At 61.1% G+C, this 18,769-nt stretch carries 17 protein-coding genes; 15 read left to right on the forward strand and 2 right to left on the reverse strand.

From position 1 onward, the window contains the following. Positions 1 to 108: 108 nt before the first annotated feature. A complete protein-coding gene (istA, locus tag ACP15R_RS23895) occupies positions 109 to 1,608 on the forward strand; it encodes an IS21 family transposase (protein WP_139246466.1) in 1,500 nt (499 codons plus the stop codon). Beyond that, on the forward strand, positions 1,605 to 2,369 hold the full coding sequence (gene istB / locus ACP15R_RS23900) for an IS21-like element helper ATPase IstB (RefSeq protein WP_058317429.1): 765 nt from the start codon (positions 1,605 to 1,607) through the stop codon (positions 2,367 to 2,369). The genes istA and istB overlap by 4 nt, the downstream gene beginning before the upstream one ends. A 335-nt stretch (positions 2,370 to 2,704) precedes the next feature. Here istB and ACP15R_RS23905 read toward each other — a convergent pair whose 3' ends face one another. Then, a complete protein-coding gene (locus ACP15R_RS23905) occupies positions 2,705 to 2,962 on the reverse strand; it encodes a hypothetical protein (protein ID WP_424988448.1) in 258 nt (85 codons plus the stop codon). 587 nt (positions 2,963 to 3,549) lie between these two features. Here ACP15R_RS23905 and ACP15R_RS23910 point away from each other — a divergent pair. From ACP15R_RS23910 to ACP15R_RS23945, 8 genes are all read left to right on the forward strand, one after another. Further along, entirely contained in the window at positions 3,550 to 4,314 is a 765-nt protein-coding gene (locus ACP15R_RS23910) for a FadR/GntR family transcriptional regulator (protein WP_424988449.1), read from the forward strand. A gap of 185 nt (positions 4,315 to 4,499) precedes the next feature. Beyond that, positions 4,500 to 5,561: a sugar ABC transporter substrate-binding protein gene (locus tag ACP15R_RS23915; RefSeq protein WP_424988450.1), complete on the forward strand. Its 1,062-nt coding sequence runs from the start codon at positions 4,500 to 4,502 to the stop codon at positions 5,559 to 5,561. A gap of 11 nt (positions 5,562 to 5,572) precedes the next feature. Further along, positions 5,573 to 6,388 carry an ATP-binding cassette domain-containing protein gene (locus ACP15R_RS23920; protein WP_424988451.1) on the forward strand — a complete coding sequence of 272 codons (816 nt, stop codon included), beginning with the start codon at positions 5,573 to 5,575 and terminating at the stop codon, positions 6,386 to 6,388. After that, positions 6,378 to 7,595, forward strand: a complete 1,218-nt coding sequence (locus ACP15R_RS23925) for a sugar ABC transporter permease (protein WP_424988452.1) — start codon at positions 6,378 to 6,380, stop codon at positions 7,593 to 7,595. The genes ACP15R_RS23920 and ACP15R_RS23925 overlap by 11 nt, the downstream gene beginning before the upstream one ends. A 9-nt stretch (positions 7,596 to 7,604) precedes the next feature. Next, the gene (locus ACP15R_RS23930; protein ID WP_424988453.1) at positions 7,605 to 8,066 is read left to right on the forward strand and encodes a hypothetical protein; all 462 of its coding nucleotides are present in this window, start codon (positions 7,605 to 7,607) and stop codon (positions 8,064 to 8,066) included. Beyond that, positions 8,063 to 9,682: a GMC family oxidoreductase gene (locus tag ACP15R_RS23935; protein ID WP_424988454.1), complete on the forward strand. Its 1,620-nt coding sequence runs from the start codon at positions 8,063 to 8,065 to the stop codon at positions 9,680 to 9,682. Before ACP15R_RS23930 ends, ACP15R_RS23935 begins: the two co-directional genes overlap by 4 nt. 7 nt (positions 9,683 to 9,689) lie before the next feature. Then, positions 9,690 to 11,150: an aldehyde dehydrogenase family protein gene (locus tag ACP15R_RS23940; protein WP_424988455.1), complete on the forward strand. Its 1,461-nt coding sequence runs from the start codon at positions 9,690 to 9,692 to the stop codon at positions 11,148 to 11,150. Beyond that, positions 11,147 to 12,310 carry a mandelate racemase/muconate lactonizing enzyme family protein gene (locus tag ACP15R_RS23945; protein ID WP_424988456.1) on the forward strand — a complete coding sequence of 388 codons (1,164 nt, stop codon included), beginning with the start codon at positions 11,147 to 11,149 and terminating at the stop codon, positions 12,308 to 12,310. Before ACP15R_RS23940 ends, ACP15R_RS23945 begins: the two co-directional genes overlap by 4 nt. 66 nt (positions 12,311 to 12,376) lie before the next feature. Here the strand turns inward: ACP15R_RS23945 and ACP15R_RS23950 are convergent, their stop codons facing one another. Continuing rightward, entirely contained in the window at positions 12,377 to 12,889 is a 513-nt protein-coding gene (locus ACP15R_RS23950) for a MarR family winged helix-turn-helix transcriptional regulator (protein ID WP_424988457.1), read from the reverse strand. A 126-nt stretch (positions 12,890 to 13,015) separates the two neighbouring features. On the opposite strand from ACP15R_RS23950, the gene ACP15R_RS23955 reads away from it, so the two are divergent. From ACP15R_RS23955 to ACP15R_RS23975, 5 genes are all read left to right on the forward strand, one after another. Continuing rightward, positions 13,016 to 14,284: a cytochrome P450 gene (locus ACP15R_RS23955; RefSeq protein WP_424988458.1), complete on the forward strand. Its 1,269-nt coding sequence runs from the start codon at positions 13,016 to 13,018 to the stop codon at positions 14,282 to 14,284. A 31-nt stretch (positions 14,285 to 14,315) separates the two neighbouring features. Further along, entirely contained in the window at positions 14,316 to 14,639 is a 324-nt protein-coding gene (locus tag ACP15R_RS23960) for a 2Fe-2S iron-sulfur cluster-binding protein (protein ID WP_424988459.1), read from the forward strand. 14 nt (positions 14,640 to 14,653) lie between these two features. Beyond that, positions 14,654 to 15,880 (forward strand): NAD(P)/FAD-dependent oxidoreductase, encoded by a 1,227-nt coding sequence (locus ACP15R_RS23965; RefSeq protein ID WP_424988460.1) that lies wholly within the window; start codon positions 14,654 to 14,656, stop codon positions 15,878 to 15,880. Positions 15,881 to 16,053: 173 nt separating this feature from the next. Beyond that, entirely contained in the window at positions 16,054 to 17,583 is a 1,530-nt protein-coding gene (locus tag ACP15R_RS23970; protein WP_424988461.1) for a sulfatase-like hydrolase/transferase, read from the forward strand. A gap of 3 nt (positions 17,584 to 17,586) precedes the next feature. Next, positions 17,587 to 18,735: an alpha-hydroxy acid oxidase gene (locus tag ACP15R_RS23975; protein WP_424988462.1), complete on the forward strand. Its 1,149-nt coding sequence runs from the start codon at positions 17,587 to 17,589 to the stop codon at positions 18,733 to 18,735. The last annotated feature ends 34 nt before the right edge of the window (positions 18,736 to 18,769 follow it).

The raw sequence follows: 18,769 nt of genomic DNA on the forward strand, positions 1-18,769 counted from the left end.
TGTGAACGGCGGAGCAATACTCGGCCACGGTAGCGACGGCATAGTGTTGTCGCGGGCGGCGTAAAAGTCGTCCACTTTTGCCCTTTCGGATTTCGGGAGGGCTTGGGGATATACACCGTGGACTTGTATTTGAAGGTGCGTCACGCTCATTTCCAGGATGGATTGAGCGGGCGTCAGATTGCCCGGGATTTTGGGATCAGCCGGGACAGTGTTGCGAAGATGTTGGCCTATTCGGAACCGCCGGGATATCGGCGGACAGCGCCGATCAGGCGCCCGAAGCTGGATGCGTTCACCAGCCAGATGGACCAATGGCTTGCTGAAGACAGGAGCCGCCCTCGCAAGCAGCGTCACACCGCCAAGCGTATTTTCGAGCGGTTGCGGGACGAGTGCGGTTTTGATGGCAGCTACACCATCGTCAAGGATTACGTTCGAGACCGGAAGCGGACCGGCAAGGAGATGTTCGTGCCGCTGAGCCATCCGCCCGGTCATGCACAGGCCGATTTTGGTGAAGCGCTTGTCGTGATCGGCGGCGTCGAGCAGAAGGCACACTTCTTTGCCCTCGATCTGCCGCACAGCGACGCGTGCTACATCCGGGCCTATCCTGCGGCCAATACCGAGGCGTGGCTTGACGGCCATGTCCATGCCTTTGCGTTCTTCGGCGCGGTTCCCCAGTCGGTTCTTTATGACAATGACCGCTGCCTGGTTGCCCGGATTCTGCCGGATGGCTCCCGGCAAAGAACCCAGCGGTTCAGCGCGATGTTGTCGCATTACGTGATCCGGGACCGCTATGGCCGTCCCGGCAAGGGCAATGACAAAGGGGCCGTGGAGGGGCTGGTCGGCTACGGACGTCGCAACTTCATGGTGCCGATCCCGTCCTTTCCGGACTGGCACGCGTTCAACGCTCACCTGGAAGAGCAGTGCCGCAAGCGCCAGGGTGATGTTCTGCGTGGCCACAAGGTCAGCATCGGGGAACGGCTGAAGGCCGATCTCGCGGCGATGCGGGATTTGCCCGGCACCCCCTTTGAGGCCTGTGAGTTGCAAAGTGGCCAGGTCACATCGACATCGGTGGTGCGTTATCGCGGCAATGATTACTCGGTGCCGGTTGCCTACGGCCACCGTGCGGTCTGGATCAAGGGCTTCGTGACCCGGGTTGTCATCGGCTGCGGCGCCGAGGTGATCGCTGAGCATTCGCGCTCCTATGACACCGGCGACATGGTGTTTGATCCACTGCATTACCTGGCGCTGATCGAACGCAAGATCATGTCCTTCGATCAGGCCGCGCCTCTGCAGGGCTGGGAGTTGCCCGAAGCGTTCAAAACCCTGCGCCGACTGCTGGAAGCCCGGCAGGGAAAGGCCGGCAAGCGCGAGTATGTGCAGGTCCTGCGCCTTCTGGAGCGCTTCGAGATTGACGTGCTGCATCTTGCCGTCAAAGATGCCCTGCGAATGGGAGCGGTCAGCTTCGATGCAATCAAGCACCTGATCTTGTGCAGGGTCGAGCAAAGGCCTCCGAGGCTGGATCTGGATGTCTATCCCTTCCTGCCCAGAACCAACATCACCACCACCTCCGCCGCATCCTACATGAGCCTGCTGGCAGGAGGTGGGGCATGACGGATGCACCCGAACTGCTGCTGGCCCACCATCTCAAAACGCTTCGGCTGCCCACGTTCCTGCGTGAACATGACAAGCAGGCCCGTATCTGCGCCGCTGAAGGCGTAGATCACGTGCGTTACCTGGCCCGGCTGACCGAGCTGGAACTGATCGACCGGGAACGGCGCATGGTGGAACGCCGGATCAAGGCCGCAAAGTTCCCGACCATCAAAAGCCTGGACAGCTTCGACTTCAAGGCGATCCCGTCGCTCAACAAGATGATGGTGCTGGAGCTGGCGCGCTGCGAATGGATCGAACGCAAGGAGAATGTGATCGCGCTCGGTCCCTCCGGCACCGGCAAGACCCATGTCGCCCTCGGGCTGGGACTGGCTGCCTGCCAGAAAGGATTGCCTGTCGCCTTCGTGACCGCCGCAGCCCTCGTGCACGAGATGATGGAGGCCCGCGACGAAAAACGCCTCCTGCAACTCCAGCGCAAACTCGCCAAGGTCAAACTGCTGATCATCGACGAGCTGGGATTCGTCCCCTTGAGCAAAACCGGCGCCGAGCTTCTGTTCGAGCTGATCTCACAGCGCTACGAGCGAGGGTCGACCCTGATCACAAGCAACCTGCCCTTCGAGGAGTGGACCGAAACCTTCGGCACCGAACGCCTGACCGGCGCGCTGCTGGACCGGCTGACACACCACGTCAACATCCTCGAGATGAACGGCGAAAGCTACCGCCTCAATCAAAGCCGCGCCCGCCTCGCCGCCGCTAACAAATGAACCTCACAGAATTGGCCTGACGGCCAATGCGCCTTGGACCGGGCTTGCTATATGAGGGCCGCACGCTCCAAGGCGCTCGCCCCAAACTGGCCGACTTTTGCTCCGCCACAATGGCCGAATTTTACTCCGCCGTTGACAACCGGCTCTGATGATGAAGCTGAGCTATGATCAATCCTATCGCCTGACGCGGCTCAAGGACACGCTTGGAACGACGGTATTGCGCGATGTCAACCTTGGCTGGACCAATCGGGACAACCTCTTGTCAGTCACCGACAGCGTCGTGAGCACGATTTCAGAGAGCTATAGTTACAATCAACGGGAATGGCTGAAAGGAGCTAGAGCGTGTTGCGCCGATTCCGATTCAGGATTCCCATAAGGCTTGATCTGTGTTTGCCTGTCTGTAGGTCAGGGTCAACAATCATCAACTTGGTGATGAAGGGGAAGCCGGCGGCCTCTTGGGTGATTTCACCTTCCCACAGGTTCTGTGTATTCGCGGGTCCGGTTGTGTTGAAAGCCAGGACAATAGCGGACAAACCGCCCAGAATGGATGACCACCTGGATGCCTTGCCCTGGATGAAAGCCAGAATGGTCATGATGTTCCTCCGAGTTGCTGGGGTGGCCGCATGCGTGGGCTGATTGAGGCGGGCGCGCTCTGATGATTTTCGCCGCTTGCCAAGGCTAAGCCGGTTTTGCATCCCAAAATCTATATTCTTCCGGAATATGTACCGAATTTTTAGATCTATGGGCATTATTGGATCCCAAGTTGGTGGTTCTGAGGCAGATGGGACGCAAGCAACAGCGAAAGATGTCTCGCCGCCGACCTGTGCAGAATGCTTGCAAGGTTCACCTGCCTCGGAGCCTTTTTCGCATGCGGTGGGGCGGCGAGCGCGGTGGTCAAGGTCTGCCCATGGTGCGCCGGGGGTGGCGCGGGTGTCTCGTCCGTCAAGTGTGTCGTGGATGCCAGTCGGTGCCCGGACGACGGCCGGACCGAGGTCGAAGGTCGCCTTGCCGACCCGATCCGCCCGAGGGGCCATGAATGAAGATTTCCCCGGGTTTCACGGATCGGGATGGCCTGCAAGGCGGGCGGGGATCGGCATGGTTACCGCTCACTGATCTGCGCCCCGGTCTGAAAGGTTCAAAAATGAGTGGACAGGAAACATCAGATGTTTATCTTAGTCATATGAATGAGATTCTTTACTACGACCTCAAAAACGTGAATGCGTTGACGCCTGGTCTGGCCGCCCAGGTCTGTCGCGAGATCGGACGGCGCATTGTCGGAGGATATTGCCGGGAAGGCGAGCTGATCGAGGATGAGACCAAGCTTGCCGGGAGATACGGGGTCAGCAAGTCGGTCATTCGCGAGGCGGTCAAGCTCTTGGTGGGTAAAGGCTTGCTCGAGGTAAGGCGGGGCAGCGGTACCCGTGTGCGACCGCGCACGAGCTGGGCGTTGTTGGACGATGACGTCCTCGCCTGGCACCTGTCGGTCGATATCAAGCCCGATTTTCTCAGGCAGCTGATGGAAATCCGCCGGGTGATGGAGCCCAAGGCGGCAGCCTGGGCGGCGGAGAACGGAACCAAGGCGCAGCACCAGAAAATCTGTGAGGCGCAGGACCGGATGGAGCGCAGCGGCGCGTCGGCAGAAGATTACGTTGTCGCCGATGCTGAGTTTCACCGCGCGATCTTTCGGGCCGCCAACAACGAAATCCTGCGTTCGATGGAGGGTGTGATCTTTTCGGCGTTGCTCAGTTCGATCCGGCTTACCAATGCGGATCCGCGTGACAATCCACAGTCGATCGAATTCCACCGCGAGGTGCTGGACGCGATCCTGGCGCGCGATGCGGGTACCGCCGAGGAAAAGATGTTTCTGCATCTGGAAAACACAAGCGAACGACTGGGGGCGGCGCTGGAAGACCGCGCGCGCCAGGGAGGAAAAACAAGTTTCTGATACGGACCGGCGGGCGGGGCCTGTCATTCCGATCTGAAAAACGCCGCTGGTTCGAAATGGTGGACGAACAAGTGGCGGTGCCGGGATCTGCGTCAACAACTCACGGCACCAACATGCTCGAACAGCAATTTGCCACCTGATCTTCAGGCGCTGCGAGGCGCCAAAACATCAACGAGGAGGATATGATGTTTTCCCAATATAAAAAAGGCCTTTTGGCCGGTAGCGTTGCGGTGGCGGCGCTAACGAGTGCCGCGCCCGCGATGGCCGCGGACATGGTTGCGCTGCTTCTGCCGGAAAATGTCAATCCCCGCTGGGAACAGCAGGATGCCGCCGCTTTTGTCGCAACGATGCAAGAAATCGCACCTGACGTGAAGGTCGAGGTCTACAACGCCAACAACGACACCTCGGTGCAACAGCGGCAGGCGGAGCAGGCGCTGACACAGGGGGCAAAAGTTCTGGTTGTCATTCCGATCGATGGCGAAAGCTCGGCCATCATTGCCGATACCGCGGCAGAGGAAGGCGTTCCCACGATTGCCTATGATCGCATGATCAATTCGCCCAATACCAAGTTCTGGGTGCAGGCGGACATGTTCGCCACGGGCGCTGCGCAGGCACAGCACGTTGTCGACAACACCAAGCCGGGCGATACGCTGGTTCTGCTCAAGGGTTCGCCGACCGACCCCAATGCCGCCGTGATCCATGCGGGCCAGGTTTCGGTTCTGCAGCCGCTGTTTGACGCGGGCGAGCGGGTTATGGGGTACGAGAACTGGACCCCGGGTTGGGACCCGGCGATTGCGCGCCGCTCGATGGACCAGGCGCTGACCCAGCTGAACAACAATGTGCAGGGCGTGGTGTCTTCGAACGACGGCAATGCCGGTGCTGCCATCGCCGCGATGGAAGAGCAGGGCATGGCCGGCACGGTGCCGGTATCCGGTCTGGATTGCACGGTTCAGGCGCAGCAACTGATGCTTCTGGGCAAGCAGACCCAGTGTGGCTGGCGTCCGCTGCACGAAATGGCTGCTGCTGCCGCCAATGTTTCGGTTCGTCTTCTGAACGGGGATGACTATTCGGATCTGGCGACCGAAGTGGTGCAGAACGGCGTAGGTGCCGATGTCGCGTTCGTCCCGGTCGACAGCTATTCGGCGGTTGGTGCCGAGGGCGTCGGCTATGTGATCGAGAATGATCCGTCGATCACCAGGGACATGGTTTGCCAGGGCGAAGCCGCGGCAACGGGTTTCTGTAGCTGACTGGTCGCACAATGACGTCTGAAAACAATCAGGCGGAGCATCATGCCCCGCCGCCTCACCTGCGCGTGGCCGGAATTCACAAGCATTTTGGCGGCGTACATGCCCTCCGCGGGGTCGATTTCGAAGTGGCGCGCGGCGAGGTCATGGCACTTGTCGGAGACAACGGCGCGGGCAAGTCGACCCTGATGAAAACACTCGCCGGCGCCCATGTCGCCGACGAGGGCGCGTTCTTCCTCGATGGGCAACAGGTGTCGATCCACAGCCCGAATGACGCCACGGATCTCGGGATCCAGATTGTCTATCAGGACCTCGCGCTCTGCGAGAACCTGGACGTGGCGGCCAACCTGTCGCTTGGCGTTGAGCCGGTCAAGCCGGGCTGGACGTTCTTGCCGCGCCTGTTGCGCCCGCTGGATACGCTGGAGATGGAGGTCAAGGCCAAGAAGGCGATTGACCGTCTCGAGGTGCGGACCCTGAAATCGGTGCGCGCCAAGGTCGGCGGGCTGTCCGGCGGTCAGCGACAGGCCATTGCCATCGCGCGGGCCGTTGGCGCCGAAAGCGGCGTCGTGATGCTGGATGAGCCGACCGCCGCCTTGGGTGTGGCGCAGACACGGCAGGTGCTGGAAGTGGTCAAGCGGCTGCGGGAAACCAACCATGCCGTTGTCTATATTTCTCACAACATGCGCGACATTTTCGAAGTTGCCGACCGAATCTGTGTGCTGCGGCATGGCGGCAATGTCGCGACCTACAGAACAGCCGAAACAACCCCGGACGAAATTGTCGTGGCGATGACGCGCGGCCTTGACGATGGATCGAGCAATGCAAGCTGACGCCAGACTTTCTTTCCTCGACCGGTTCCGCGCGATGCGCGAGACCCGGTTCGGTGCCTTCGTGCCGGTACTTCTGGCGCTGGCGGCGATCTGGCTGTATTTCGGTCTGGTCTTGCCGTTCGTCGACTATGCCTTTGGCGATGCTGACGAATTCCGGCTGATTTTTCTCAGCCCCCGCAACATTTACAACCTGTTCATGCAATCGGCCGTGATTGCCACCCTTGCCGTTGGCATCACGATGGTTCTGTTGCTGGGTGATATCGACCTGTCCGCGGCGGCCACGGCCGGGGTTTGCGCCGCGCTTTTGGGGGTGATGCTTCTGGCGGGTGTGCCAGGCTGGCTGGCCTGTCTGATCGTCATGGCCGTGGGTATCGTGATGGGCGCGGCGCAGGGGGTCCTCGTGGCCTATGTCGGCATCCCGTCCTTTGTCGTGACGCTGGCCGGTCTGCTTGGGTATCAGGGCCTGATGCAGAAGATCCTGCCGACCGGGAACCTCAATGTCGGGGACGAGTTCGTGCGGGGAATCGCGCGGGTGCTGATCCCTGACATGTGGGGGGTCGTGCTGGCAGTGGTCTGTGTCGCGGCCTTTGCCTATGTCAACCTGCGCCAGCAGGCGCAGCGCAAGGCGCGCAATCTCGATCTCGAGTCGCCAATGGCACTCTGGGGGCAAGTGATCGTCTTTGGTCTTCTCGTGATCGCCGTCGTGCTGACGTTGAACGCCTATCGCTCGCTGCCGTTGCTGATCGTGCTGTTGATCGGGATCACCGCGCTGTTGGGTTGGGTGACGACCTCGACCCCGTTTGGCCGGTCGCTGTTCGCGGTTGGCGGCAACCAGGAAAGTGCGCGACGGGTTGGTATGAACGTCAAGCGCATCCGCGTGGCGGCCTTCGGGATCGTCGGGTTGATGGCGGCCATCGGCGGCATCTTTGGTGCGTCGCGGTTCGGGTCGGTGTCCTATACGGCCTTTGCCGGGGGGTCGCTGCTGCTCGAGGCGATTGGCGCGGCGGTTATCGGTGGCACGTCGCTGTTTGGCGGGCGCGGCTCGGTCTGGAACGCGATCCTTGGTGCCCTTGTCATCGGTTCGCTGGGCAACGGGCTGGACCTTACCGGTGCCAGCGCGGCGGACAAGCTGATGGTATCGGGGGCGATCCTGCTTCTGGCCGTGGCCATCGACGCGGTGTCGCGGTCCGGTGCGGACGGGCGATAGGAGATCGAGATGGCCAGAGCCTTTGACACCGTTGATCGCGAGCTTCTCGACACGCTTCTCGATCAGCTTATTCCGGCCAATTCCAAGCGCGGCATCCCCGGGGCGGGCGAGTTTGGTGTGGCGGAATTCATCCTTGCTGAATCCGCGGTTGACCCCGCTCTCGGAAGTGCTGTTGCGGCGGTCGCGGGCCATGCCCGCAAGCTGGCGGGCGGTATGTCTCCCGATACGGTCCGCCAGCTGGAACGCGACCTGCCCGAGGCGTTTCAGGAGCTGCTGGCCGCCACATACAAGGGCTATTACAGCCGCCCCGAGGCGCGTGGCTTTGTCGGCGTCGGCACGCAACCCGTACACCCAAAGGGCTATGAGGTTGTCCGGGAAAGCGCCGAATTCATGGCCGATCTGACGGCACCGGTGCGGGCGCGCGGCCCAATCTATCGCGACCCGACAGGCAGGATAGAGGACAAGTCATGAGCCAGGACCCGGTTGACGTTCTGATCATCGGTGCGGGCGCATCGGGCGCTGCCATTGCGTGGTCGCTTCTGGAAACGCGGATGCGCATCCTGTGTCTCGAGCAGGGACCGCATCTGGCGGACACGGACTTTCCCTCGCGCCGTGAGGATTACGAACTGGCGCGCTATGGTGATTTTTCCTGTGATCCCAACGTGCGCGGGTTGAAGCAGGATTACCCGATCAATTCCAGAGACAGCTGCATCACGCCGGTCAACTGGAACGGCGTCGGCGGGTCGACAATGAACTTCCTTGGCCACTGGCCGCGGCTGCGCCCGTCGGATTTCCGCGCCCGGTCGCTGGACGGGGTCGGCGCGGACTGGCCGGTGGACTATCACACGCTGGAACCGTTTTACGAGCTGAACGACCGCAACACCGGCGTGTCCGGACTGGGCGGCAATCCGGCATACCCGCATTATGAACCGGAACTGCCCCCCATCCCCATCGGCAAGCTGGGCCAGACGCTGGCCCGCGGGTTCAACCGCAAGGGCTGGCACTGGTGGCCGTCGGATGTCTCGATCCTGAGCCGCGATCACGATGGCCGGCAGAAATGCGTCAACGCCGGCACCTGCGATCTTGGCTGTGCGGCGGGGGCCAAGGGGGGAACCAATTTCACCTATTGGCCAATGCTGGAAAACGCCGGTGTCGAGCTGCGCACAGGCTGCCGCGTGCGCGAGGTTCTCATTGACCAGGCCACCGGGTTCGCGACGGGTGTCCTGTACCACGGGCCGAACGGGCAGGTGTATGAGCAAAAGGCCGAACTGGTGATCATGGCCAGCAATGGGGTCGGAACGCCGCGCCTGTTGCTGCACTCAAAGTCAAAGCTGTTCCCCGACGGGCTGGCCAATCGCTCGGGGCTTGTCGGAAAGAACCTGATGTTTCACCCGCTAACCGGCGTTTCGGGAGTGTTTGACGAGCCGATGCGGGGGCACGAAGGGCCGATGGCCTGTTCGATCCTCAGCCAGGAATTTTATGAATCCGACCCCTCACGCGGTTTCGTGCGCGGCTATGGGCTTCACTCCGGACGCTCGACCACCCCGATGACCTTTGCCCTCGGTGGCTTTGGCATCGACAACCCGATCCCCTGGGGTGCTGAACATCGCGACGTCATGGACAACGTCTATCCGTATCTCGCAAGCCTTACCGTGGTGACCGAAGACCTGCCGGAAGAGGTGAACTGCGTTACGCTCGACCCCGATCTGACCGACAGCGATGGCATTCCCGCGCCCAGGATAACCTATCGCCTTGGCGAAAACACCAAGGCCATGTTGAAACATGGCACGGCGCGGGCAGAAGAGCTTTTGCTGGCGGCCGGGGCCAGGACGGTGATCTCGAAGACTGACGACGAGGTCTGGTGGCGCGCTGGCTGGCACCAGATGGGCACCTGCCGCATGGGTGATGACCCGGAACGCTCGGTGGTCAACAGCTGGGGCCGCAGCCATGACGTGAAGAACCTGTTTATCGTCGATGGTTCGATCTTTGTAACCACCGGAGCCGTCAACCCGACCTCCACGATCCAGGCGCTGGCGCTGTATATCGGCGACAGCATCAAAACCAATATCGCAACACTGTTTGATTGAGGCCAAGATGCGTTTTCCAACCCGCATGTATATCGATGGCGCGCTGACCGGCGGGCAGGGACAGATCGACGTGTTCAACCCGGCCACCGAGGACCGCGTGGCCACCGTTGCAGCCGCCGGTTTCGATGACGCAGAGCGGGCGCTGGCCGCCGCGCGCGATGCTTTTCCCGGCTGGGCCGCAACCCCGATCGCCGCGCGCCAACGCTGGATGCGCCGCTTGCGCGACGAGGTGATCGCGAACGAAGAGTACCTGAGGGCCTGCGTGCATCACGAGATGGGCAAGCCCTGGGCGCAGACCGAAGAAGACTGGGACCGCGTGGTCGCGTCGCTGGATTTCTACGCCGAGGAAATCGCGCGGCTTCAGGAATTCGGCCTGCCAGACCGGGCCGGAACCCATTCGCACCGCATGGTCTGGGAGCCGGCGGGGGTGGCGGTGGCGTTCCTGGCGTGGAACTTCCCGTTGCTGAACCTTGCCTTCAAGCTGGGCCCGGCGATGGCGGCAGGGTGCCCGATCATCATCCGGCCCTCGAACGAAACACCGATCTCGGCCTATGCCATTGGCGAAATCTGCGCCCGTATCGGGTTGCCCGGAGGCGTGGTGCAGGTTCTGGCGACAGAGACCCATGCCACGGCGGATGCGCTGTCGGCCTCGGCGATCCCGGCAGTGCTGACGATGATCGGTTCGACCGAGACCGGCAAGCACGTGATCCGCACCGGCGCTACCTCGATCAAGAAATACGCAATGGAACTGGGCGGCAACGCCCCGGTTCTGGTATTCGATGACGCCGATCTCGATCTTGCGGCGGATGTGGTCTGTGGCGTGAAGTTCTCGAACGCGGGGCAGATCTGCGTTTCGCCCAACCGGGTCTATGTCCAGCGGTCGGTACTGCAGGCCTTCACCGACCGGGCCGTGGCGCGGGCCAGGGCCGCCAAGATCGGTTTTGACCGCGAGGCCGACATCACGACCGGCCCTCTGATCAACGCTCGCGCCCTTGGCCGGATCAAGGGGCTGGTGGACCGCGCGGTGCAAGATGGCGCCACCCTGCTGGCGGGCGGTGATCGTCCCAAGGGGTTGGATCGTGGCCATTTCCTTGCGCCGACCGTTCTGGGCGATGTGACCGAAACGATGGACGTCTATCGCGACGAAACCTTTGGTCCAATTGTCAGCATCATCCCCTTTGACACCGAAGACGACCTGTTGCGGCAAGCCAATGATTGCGGGCAGGGCGGGCTGACGGCCTATGTCTTTACCCGCGATCTGGCCCGCGCGGAACGCTATGCCGCCGCGCTGCGCTATGGCGAAGTGCAGATCAACGGCGTGAAATACGACATCGACCTGCCTCATGGTGGCATCGGATATGCCGGGGTCGGGCATGACTGCTCGTATCTGGCGCTGCATGACTATCTTGTCCTCAAGCGCATCACCCGTGCGCGGGACACCACCCTCTTTGAAAGCGTAAACCCATGAAGATCACCCGGATCACCAGCCACGTGCTGCAATATGACCTGCCTTCCGAACTGGGCTATTCGCAGCAGTATTACACCCGCCGCACCGCGCATATCGTCGAGGTTGAGACGGACGAGGGCATTACCGGCTGGGGCGAGTGTTTCGGGCCGGGCAACGTGGCGATCGCCAACAGGACCATCGTCGAGCAGGTGATCCAGCCCCTGGTTCTGGGCATGAACCCGCTGGACCGGGACGTGGTCTGGCACAAGGTCTATAACCTGTTGCGCGATCACGGCCAGAAGGGCATGCCCCTGCAATCGCTGTCCGGGGTGGACATCGCGTTGTGGGATATCGCCGGCAAAGTGGCGGGTCTGCCCCTGTGCCAGCTTGCCGGTGGGCGTCACCGCGACCGGGTACAGGCCTATGGCTATGGCATGATGCTGAAACGCCAGAGCGTTGCCGATCACATTGCCCGCTTCAGGGACGAGGCGGCGATGATCCGCGACATGGGGTTTGCCGCGACCAAGATGAAGGTCGGTCTTGGTCCGCGCGACGACGTCAAGCTCTGCGCCGCGGTGCGCGAAGGGGTCGGTGCCGACTTCCGTTTCATGGTCGATGCCAATCATTGCTACACCACCGCGGATGCCTTTCATGTCGGCCGCGCGCTGGACGAGCTTGATGCCTATTGGTTCGAGGAACCGGTCGCGCCCGAGGATCTGGACGGCTATCGCGAATTGCGTGCCGGGCTGAAGGTCAATATCTCGGGTGGCGAGGCCGAGTTCAATCGCTGGGGCTGGCGGCAGATCCTGGAAAACCGCGGACTTGATATCGCTCAGCCCGAGGTCTGCGCCCTTGGCGGGATCAGCGAATACCTGCGGGTTCTGGCGCTGGCACACGCCCATCACACGCCGGTTGTGAACCATGTCTGGGGGTCCGCCATTGCCGTGGCCACGAACCTGCATCTTCTGGCGGCCATGCCGCCTCTGCCGGGCGGGCTGTTCCCATGGGAGCCGCTGTTGGAGTTCGACACCACCGACAACAAATTTCGCGACGACCTGCTGGCCGAACCCCTGGACATTCAGGGTCAGGTCAAGGCCACCGGCGGCTATGTGGCCATCCCCGAAGGGCCGGGGCTGGGCGTGACGCCGGACCGGGATTTCCTGAAACACTACGCGATCTGAGGGAGCCGCTCCGTCGCGCGGCCTGCATGGCGTACCTCCACGCCGGCCAAGTCGCCGGGCACCGACCTAGATCCGGTCCTTGTCGTCGAGATTGACCAGAAAGCGCCGCAGCAGGTCGCAGAGGGTTTCGATCTCGTGCATCTCGAATCCCCGAAACAGATCTTTCTGCCGCTCAATCGAGATCTTCAGCCCTTTGTCGTGAAGCTGCTTGCCGGCTTCGGTCAGATACCACCCCCGGCTGCGGCCATTGCTGTGCAAGTCGCCGGAACGGACATGGCCTGCCTTTTCCAGCCGATGAATGCTGCGGCTGATTGCACCCTTGTCGAAACCAGTGGTCTCACAGGCCCGCGCTGCCGTTGCACCGGGCTCTTGGGTGAACATCACCAGCATGCGCCAATCCATTGCAGGCAGTCCCAGCTTTTCGGCAAAGATCGGCACCCCATAGCGCGCGAACCTGCCGGCGGCAAAATTGAGCAGGACGGTAGGAGAACGCTCAAAGCTGAGCGTTTCCCTGATCTCTCCGGTGTCAGGGTCTTCAAGCTGCACCGTGAACAGGTCGTCTGGAAGGTCCGTTGTCATCATGGTTCCGTTCTATGGTGTCTGGCCAATGGCAACAACCCGGTCAGGCTTGATGTGTTGCCGTGGCAACTTAATGTTGACACGACAACATCGGGAATGTAGATCGACCACAACGATACACAGCGCATGGTGAAAGAGATGGAAGGCAAAGACTCTCGGAACGGAACCTGTCCGTTTCACAACGCGGGCCAGGATCACCAGCCGTTTGAACACGACGGCATGTATGAATTCTTTGCCAGGATCCGCCCCGAGGTGCGTGTCTTTCATTCTCCCGAGATCGACTATTGGGTCGTGACGCACCAGAATGACATCAAACCCATTCTACAGGATTCAGAGAATTATTCGGCCGCGATCGCGACCCGACCGATCTGTCCGTGGCCGCAAACCATGCGGGATTATCTGGACCAGCGGGACTTCAGGAATGAATCCGTGCAGGTGGCCTGCGATCCGCCGAAACACACCCGCATCCGCCATATTGCCGCGCGCTTTCTGAATATCCGGCAATTCTCGTTCTACGAAGACCAGCTGAGGGAACTGGTGCGCGGATATCTCGATCGGATGGCGCAAAAGGATGAGGTCGACCTGGTCGAGGAGATCTTTTATGAATTCCCCGCCCAGGCCGTTTTCCTGTTGCTGGGTGTGACCGATTTCGATCCGCGCAAGATCAAGGAATGGGGCGATCTGCGGATCAAGACGATCTTTGGCCGCCCAACTGAACAGGAGCTGAACGAGGCCGCCCGGGATATCGCCGATTTCTGGGATTTCAGTTCCGCGCTGGTTGATGCCCGCGTAGAGGAACCGGGTGACGATTATCCCAGTGTTCTGCTCAAGCTGCGCGATGGCGACGACGAAAAGCTGACCATGAACGAGCTGCGCAACCTCGTGTTCGGGCTGCAACTGGCCGGGCACGAAACGACGACGAATGCGGCGGGGAACCTGTTTTACGAATTGATGCGTCATCCCGATCAATGGCGGAAACTGGTTGCGGATCCGGGGCTCATTCCGAATGCCGTCGAAGAAGGGCTGCGTCATGCATCCTCGGTTGTTGCCTGGCGCAGGATTGCCAAACGGGAGGTCGAGGTGGCTGGCAAGCGCTTTCCCGAAGGCACAAAGTTCCTGCTGTCGCTCGGATCGGGAAATCACGATGACGAAGTGTTCACCGACCCCGAAACCTTTGACGTGAGCCGCGACAACGCCCGCCGTCACATTGCCTTTGGCAACGGTCTGCACACCTGTCTGGGCGCCCCTCTGGCACGTCTGGAGTTGCGGATCCTTCTGGAAGAACTGACACAGCGGTTCCCGCGTATGGAATTTGTCCCCGGCCAGGAAATCTCGTGGACCAAGACGCTGTCTTTCCGAGGCCCTTCGGCGCTGTGCGTGCGCCTGAATGCCTGATCCCAACCCCATGCAGAAAGGAACTGATATCGTGACCAAACTTGTATTTGTGGAACCCGGAGGGGCGCGTCGTGAAGTAGAGGCCACCGATGGCCATACGGTCATGGAGGCCGCCATTGCGCACGGCATCAATGGGATTGTAGCGGAATGTGCCGGGTCGTTGGCCTGTGCGACATGCCATGTCTTTGTCGATGAGACATCATTCCAAAAGCTCGCGGAACGTAACACCATCGAGCAGGATATGCTGGAATTTGCCGCGTGTCCGGTTCGGGCAACCAGCCGGTTGTCCTGTCAGATCACGGTCTCTGAGGACCTGGCAGGGGCAGTCTTCGAACTTCCCGACGCGCAGTACTGAGCCGGCCATTTGCAATGTCCAATTCCATTGGTTCGGATTTCGGCACGGTTATCATCGGTGCCGGGCAATCGGCGCTGACAGCTGCCGAGCAGCTTCGCCGCCGCGATTATGGTGCACCGATAACGATCATCGGCGAGGAAGCCGTTGCCCCCTATCAGCGTCCCCCCTTGTCCAAGACCTATCTGCTGGGCGACGTGCCCTTGAACCGAATAGTCCTGAAACCGGAGAGCTGGTACGAGGACAACCGGATCGCTCTGATTAAGAACACTCGGGCCATGAAAGTGGATCGCGAAACCGCGTCGGTCTCACTCTCTGACGGCAGGACCATCTCTTATGGCAACCTGATATTCGCAACCGGAGCGAAACCGCGCAGATTACCGGGGGCCGTGGGGGGCGGGTTGAAAGGTGTTTTCACCATCCGGGGCATCGAGGACATTGATGCCATTCGGCCTTACCTGAAGTCGGGAAACCGGCTTCTTGTCGTGGGTGGCGGGTTTATCGGGTTGGAAATGGCGGCGGTGGCCAGGAAAATCGGGCTGTCCGTCGTGCTGATCGAAGCCCAGAACAGAATACTGGCCAGGGTCGCCGGCGCGCAGACTGCAAACTGGATCGCTGACTTGCATGCGAGTCGGGGCGTGGAGATCAGGACGGGGATCGGGCTTGAACGGTTGGAGCGTGAACAAGGTGTAATCAGTGCCAGGTTGACCGACGGTCATGTTCTGAATGTCGAGTGCGCGGTTGTTGGTATCGGTGCCGAGCCGGCCTGTGACTTGGCCAGGGATGCCGGGTTGCCCTGTGACAACGGAATTTCCGTAAACAGCATGGGACAGACCTGTGACCGGCGGATTTGGGCGGTCGGAGATTGCGCGCGCTACCATCTGGACACGGGACCGGTTCGGTTCGAGAGCGTTGGAAACGCGATTGATACGGCCAATATCGTCGCGGCGAATATCAGCGGAACGGAAACCCGCTATGTGCCCCGCCCGTGGTTCTGGTCCGATCAGTATGATTTCAAACTTCAGATGGCGGGCCACTCCACCGCCGATTGCGACGTCTTGGTGCGCGATGTCAAGGAAGAGGGGCGCTCCCATTGGTATTTCAGGGGAAACACGTTTGTTGCGGTCGATGCCCTGAACGCACCCAGAGCTTACATGATCGGAAGGCGCCTTCTGGAGGCTGCGAACAGCCCGTCCAGGCAGGAGATTGCAAACCCTCATGTACATCTGCGGAACCTGCTGTGAGTGTCTCTCCCGTGAACCGGTTGGGGCTTTGACGCCTAAATCGAAAAGATATGCCATAGCAACAATAATGTTGCAGAAACATCATAAATGCACTAGATCTTGGTGATCACTCCGGGCGTCGATGATCGGGTGCCCGGCGATGCCGACTGTCTTGCCAGCTACCGGAGAAAACCGTGCCCCAACCGAATTTCATCTTTATCACGGCCGATCAGCATCGTGGAGATTGCCTGGGTGTGGAAGGGCGCAATATCCGTACGCCACACCTGGACCAGCTGGCCCGTGAAGGCACCCGCTTTGCGTCGGCGATCTGTCCTTCGCCTGTGTGCCAGCCGTCTCGGGCGGCAATCCTGACCGGCCAGTTGTGTCGGACCAATGGCGTGCATGACAATGGTATCGATCTTGATCCCGAAGTCGGCGAGAAGGGCTTTGCCGGGGCGCTTGGCGCCGCGGGATATGATACTGCATTTTTCGGAAAGGCCCATTTCTCCAGCTATGACGCCCGCGAAAAGACCGGTTCGCCCGAAAGCGTGCTGTCGTCCGAGGATTTTGACGACACCTGGTCCGGACCCTATATGGGGTTTGAGCATGTCGAGATCATGCTGCACGGCCATAACTGGTTCACGCCTCAAAAGCCGCCCCGAGGTCAGCATTACGAGCGGTTTTATTATGGCAGCGGGCGCGGCGACGAACTGAATGCGCTTTATGCCCAGGGCGGCAGGGACACCGGGGGCGCGGCCCAGACCTGGCACAGCCAATTGCCTCTGGCCTATCACAACACGCCCTGGACGGCGGACCGCGCGATTGACTGGCTGAACTACGGGCGCGACGCCGACAAACCCTTCATGACCTGGATCAGCTTTCCTGATCCGCACCATCCGTTCGATTGCCCGGAACCATGGTCGCTGTTGCATGATCCGGCAGAGGTGGATTTGCCCGAAAACCGCAGCCGCGACTTTGACAATCGCCCCTGGTGGCACCACGCGGCGGTGGCAAGCGAACCGCAGGGCAATTCGGCCGAGGTTGAAATCCGCAAATCCTATTCGCGGATCCCGCCGCAGACCGATGACCAGCTGCGCGAGATCATTGCCAATACCTATGGGCAGATCTCGCTGATCGACCATCATGTCGGGCGCATCCTGAATGCGCTGCGCCAGGCGGGTCTGGATGACAACACTTATGTCATCTATTCCGCCGATCACGGCGACTGGCTGGGCGATCACGGCTTGGTGCTCAAGGGTCCGATGTTTTACGAAGGATTGTTGCGAGTGCCATTGATTGTGCGCGGGCCGGGGGTGGCCGCGGGGCAGGTGGTGGATGAGCCTGTCTCGGTGCTCGATCTGGGTCCGACCCTGTATGACCTTGCCGGTGTCTCAGCCTTGCAGACGCAACATGGCACCAGTTTGCGCCCCCTTATGGAGGGGCAGGCCGCGCCGCGCGACTTTGCCATGAGCGAATGGGAACTGTTGCCCAATCGCGTCGGGGTGGCGCTGTCCTTGCGCTGTGTGCGCACGCGGACCGACAAGCTGACGATGGATATGCGGTCGGGGGTGGGCGAGATGTATGACCTGCTCCGCGATCCGCAGGAAATGATCAATGTCTTTGACGATCCGGCCTATGCCGAACGCCGGCAAACGCTTGAAGGTTTCCTGGCCCGAAGGCCGGATGATATCGGACCAAACCGGATCCCTGTGGGGCCTGCCTGAGCCATGGCCAATCTGGCAGACAGCTATCCATCAACCTGGCATCTGGCGGCGCGTGCAAAGCGGCGTATGCCGTTCTTTGCGTGGGAGTATCTGGACAGCGGCACGGGCATGGAGCGGTTGGTGGACCGAAACCGCGCAGCACTTGACGCCGTTCGGATCGTGCCGCGGGTCATGCAGGGGCGTTACACACCGGATGTCGCGACCCGTCTTATGGGGCGTGACTATGCCGTGCCTTTCGGCATTGCGCCGGTCGGCATGTCGGGGCTGATGTGGCCCGGCGCCGAAAACATGCTGGCCCGCGCAGCGCAGACCCATTCCTTGCCCTTTGGCCTGTCGATGGTCGCCAATGAAACGCCAGAGATGGTGGCCGGGCACGCGCCGGACATGACTTGGATGCAGATCTATCCGCCCCGCGAAGCGGACGTGCTGGACGATCTGTTGGCCCGGGTCCGGGCGGCGGGGATTGACACGATCATTGTCACGGTGGACGTGCCGGTTGGCAGCAGACGGGAACGGCAACTGGCCGCCGGGTTGACGGTGCCGCCCAGAATGACCCCCCGAACTTTTTGGAGGGTGGCGAAACGGCCGCATTGGGCGCTGGCGACGTTGCACTATGGCCAACCCCGGTTCCGAACGCTCGAACGCTATTTCCCCGCGGCGTCGATGAAAGAGGCGGCAAAGCTGATTGGCACGATCGTTGATGGGCGCCCGAACTGGGACGACCTGGATCGTATCCGTGCGGGATGGGAGGGCAATCTGGTGGTCAAGGGTGTCTTGCATCCCGCCGATGCCGAAAAGGTGATTGCCCATGGTGCCGATGCGATTTGGGTGTCGAACCACGGCGGCCGGCAGTTTGACGGCGCACCCGCAGCCATTGATGCCCTGCCAGGTGTTGTCAAGACGGTTTCAGGCCGGGTGCCGGTCCTCTTTGACAGCGGTATTCGCGGCGGGCTTGATATCCTGCGGGCATTGGCCCTGGGCGCTGATTTCTGCTTTCTCGGTCGTGCGTTTCTCTATGCGGTTGCTGCTTTGGGGGATCGGGGCGCGGATCACGCCTGTACGATCCTGCGCCAGGATCTTGAGAACAACATGATCCAGATCGGTGCACGGTCTATCGCTGATATTGGTGGCCGCGTAATCATTGATGAGTAGACTGTGTCCTGATCACCTTGGCGTTTTCCTGCTG

The organism is Microbulbifer sp. S227A (assembly GCF_049800935.1).

What these genes read in the sequence shown, in the direction of transcription:
- ACP15R_RS23975 (WP_424988462.1), top strand. Translation starts at nt 17,587, where the DNA reads ATGGCCAATCTGGCAGACAGCTATCCATCAACCTGGCATCTGGCGGCG.
- ACP15R_RS23910 (WP_424988449.1), top strand. Translation starts at nt 3,550, where the DNA reads ATGAATGAGATTCTTTACTACGACCTCAAAAACGTGAATGCGTTGACG.
- ACP15R_RS23905 (WP_424988448.1), bottom strand. Translation starts at nt 2,962, where the DNA reads ATGACCATTCTGGCTTTCATCCAGGGCAAGGCATCCAGGTGGTCATCC.
- ACP15R_RS23920 (WP_424988451.1), top strand. Translation starts at nt 5,573, where the DNA reads ATGACGTCTGAAAACAATCAGGCGGAGCATCATGCCCCGCCGCCTCAC.
- ACP15R_RS23950 (WP_424988457.1), bottom strand. Translation starts at nt 12,889, where the DNA reads ATGACAACGGACCTTCCAGACGACCTGTTCACGGTGCAGCTTGAAGAC.
- ACP15R_RS23945 (WP_424988456.1), top strand. Translation starts at nt 11,147, where the DNA reads ATGAAGATCACCCGGATCACCAGCCACGTGCTGCAATATGACCTGCCT.
- istB (WP_058317429.1), top strand. Translation starts at nt 1,605, where the DNA reads ATGACGGATGCACCCGAACTGCTGCTGGCCCACCATCTCAAAACGCTT.
- ACP15R_RS23930 (WP_424988453.1), top strand. Translation starts at nt 7,605, where the DNA reads ATGGCCAGAGCCTTTGACACCGTTGATCGCGAGCTTCTCGACACGCTT.
- ACP15R_RS23955 (WP_424988458.1), top strand. Translation starts at nt 13,016, where the DNA reads ATGGTGAAAGAGATGGAAGGCAAAGACTCTCGGAACGGAACCTGTCCG.
- ACP15R_RS23940 (WP_424988455.1), top strand. Translation starts at nt 9,690, where the DNA reads ATGCGTTTTCCAACCCGCATGTATATCGATGGCGCGCTGACCGGCGGG.
- ACP15R_RS23915 (WP_424988450.1), top strand. Translation starts at nt 4,500, where the DNA reads ATGTTTTCCCAATATAAAAAAGGCCTTTTGGCCGGTAGCGTTGCGGTG.
- ACP15R_RS23925 (WP_424988452.1), top strand. Translation starts at nt 6,378, where the DNA reads ATGCAAGCTGACGCCAGACTTTCTTTCCTCGACCGGTTCCGCGCGATG.
- ACP15R_RS23935 (WP_424988454.1), top strand. Translation starts at nt 8,063, where the DNA reads ATGAGCCAGGACCCGGTTGACGTTCTGATCATCGGTGCGGGCGCATCG.
- ACP15R_RS23965 (WP_424988460.1), top strand. Translation starts at nt 14,654, where the DNA reads ATGTCCAATTCCATTGGTTCGGATTTCGGCACGGTTATCATCGGTGCC.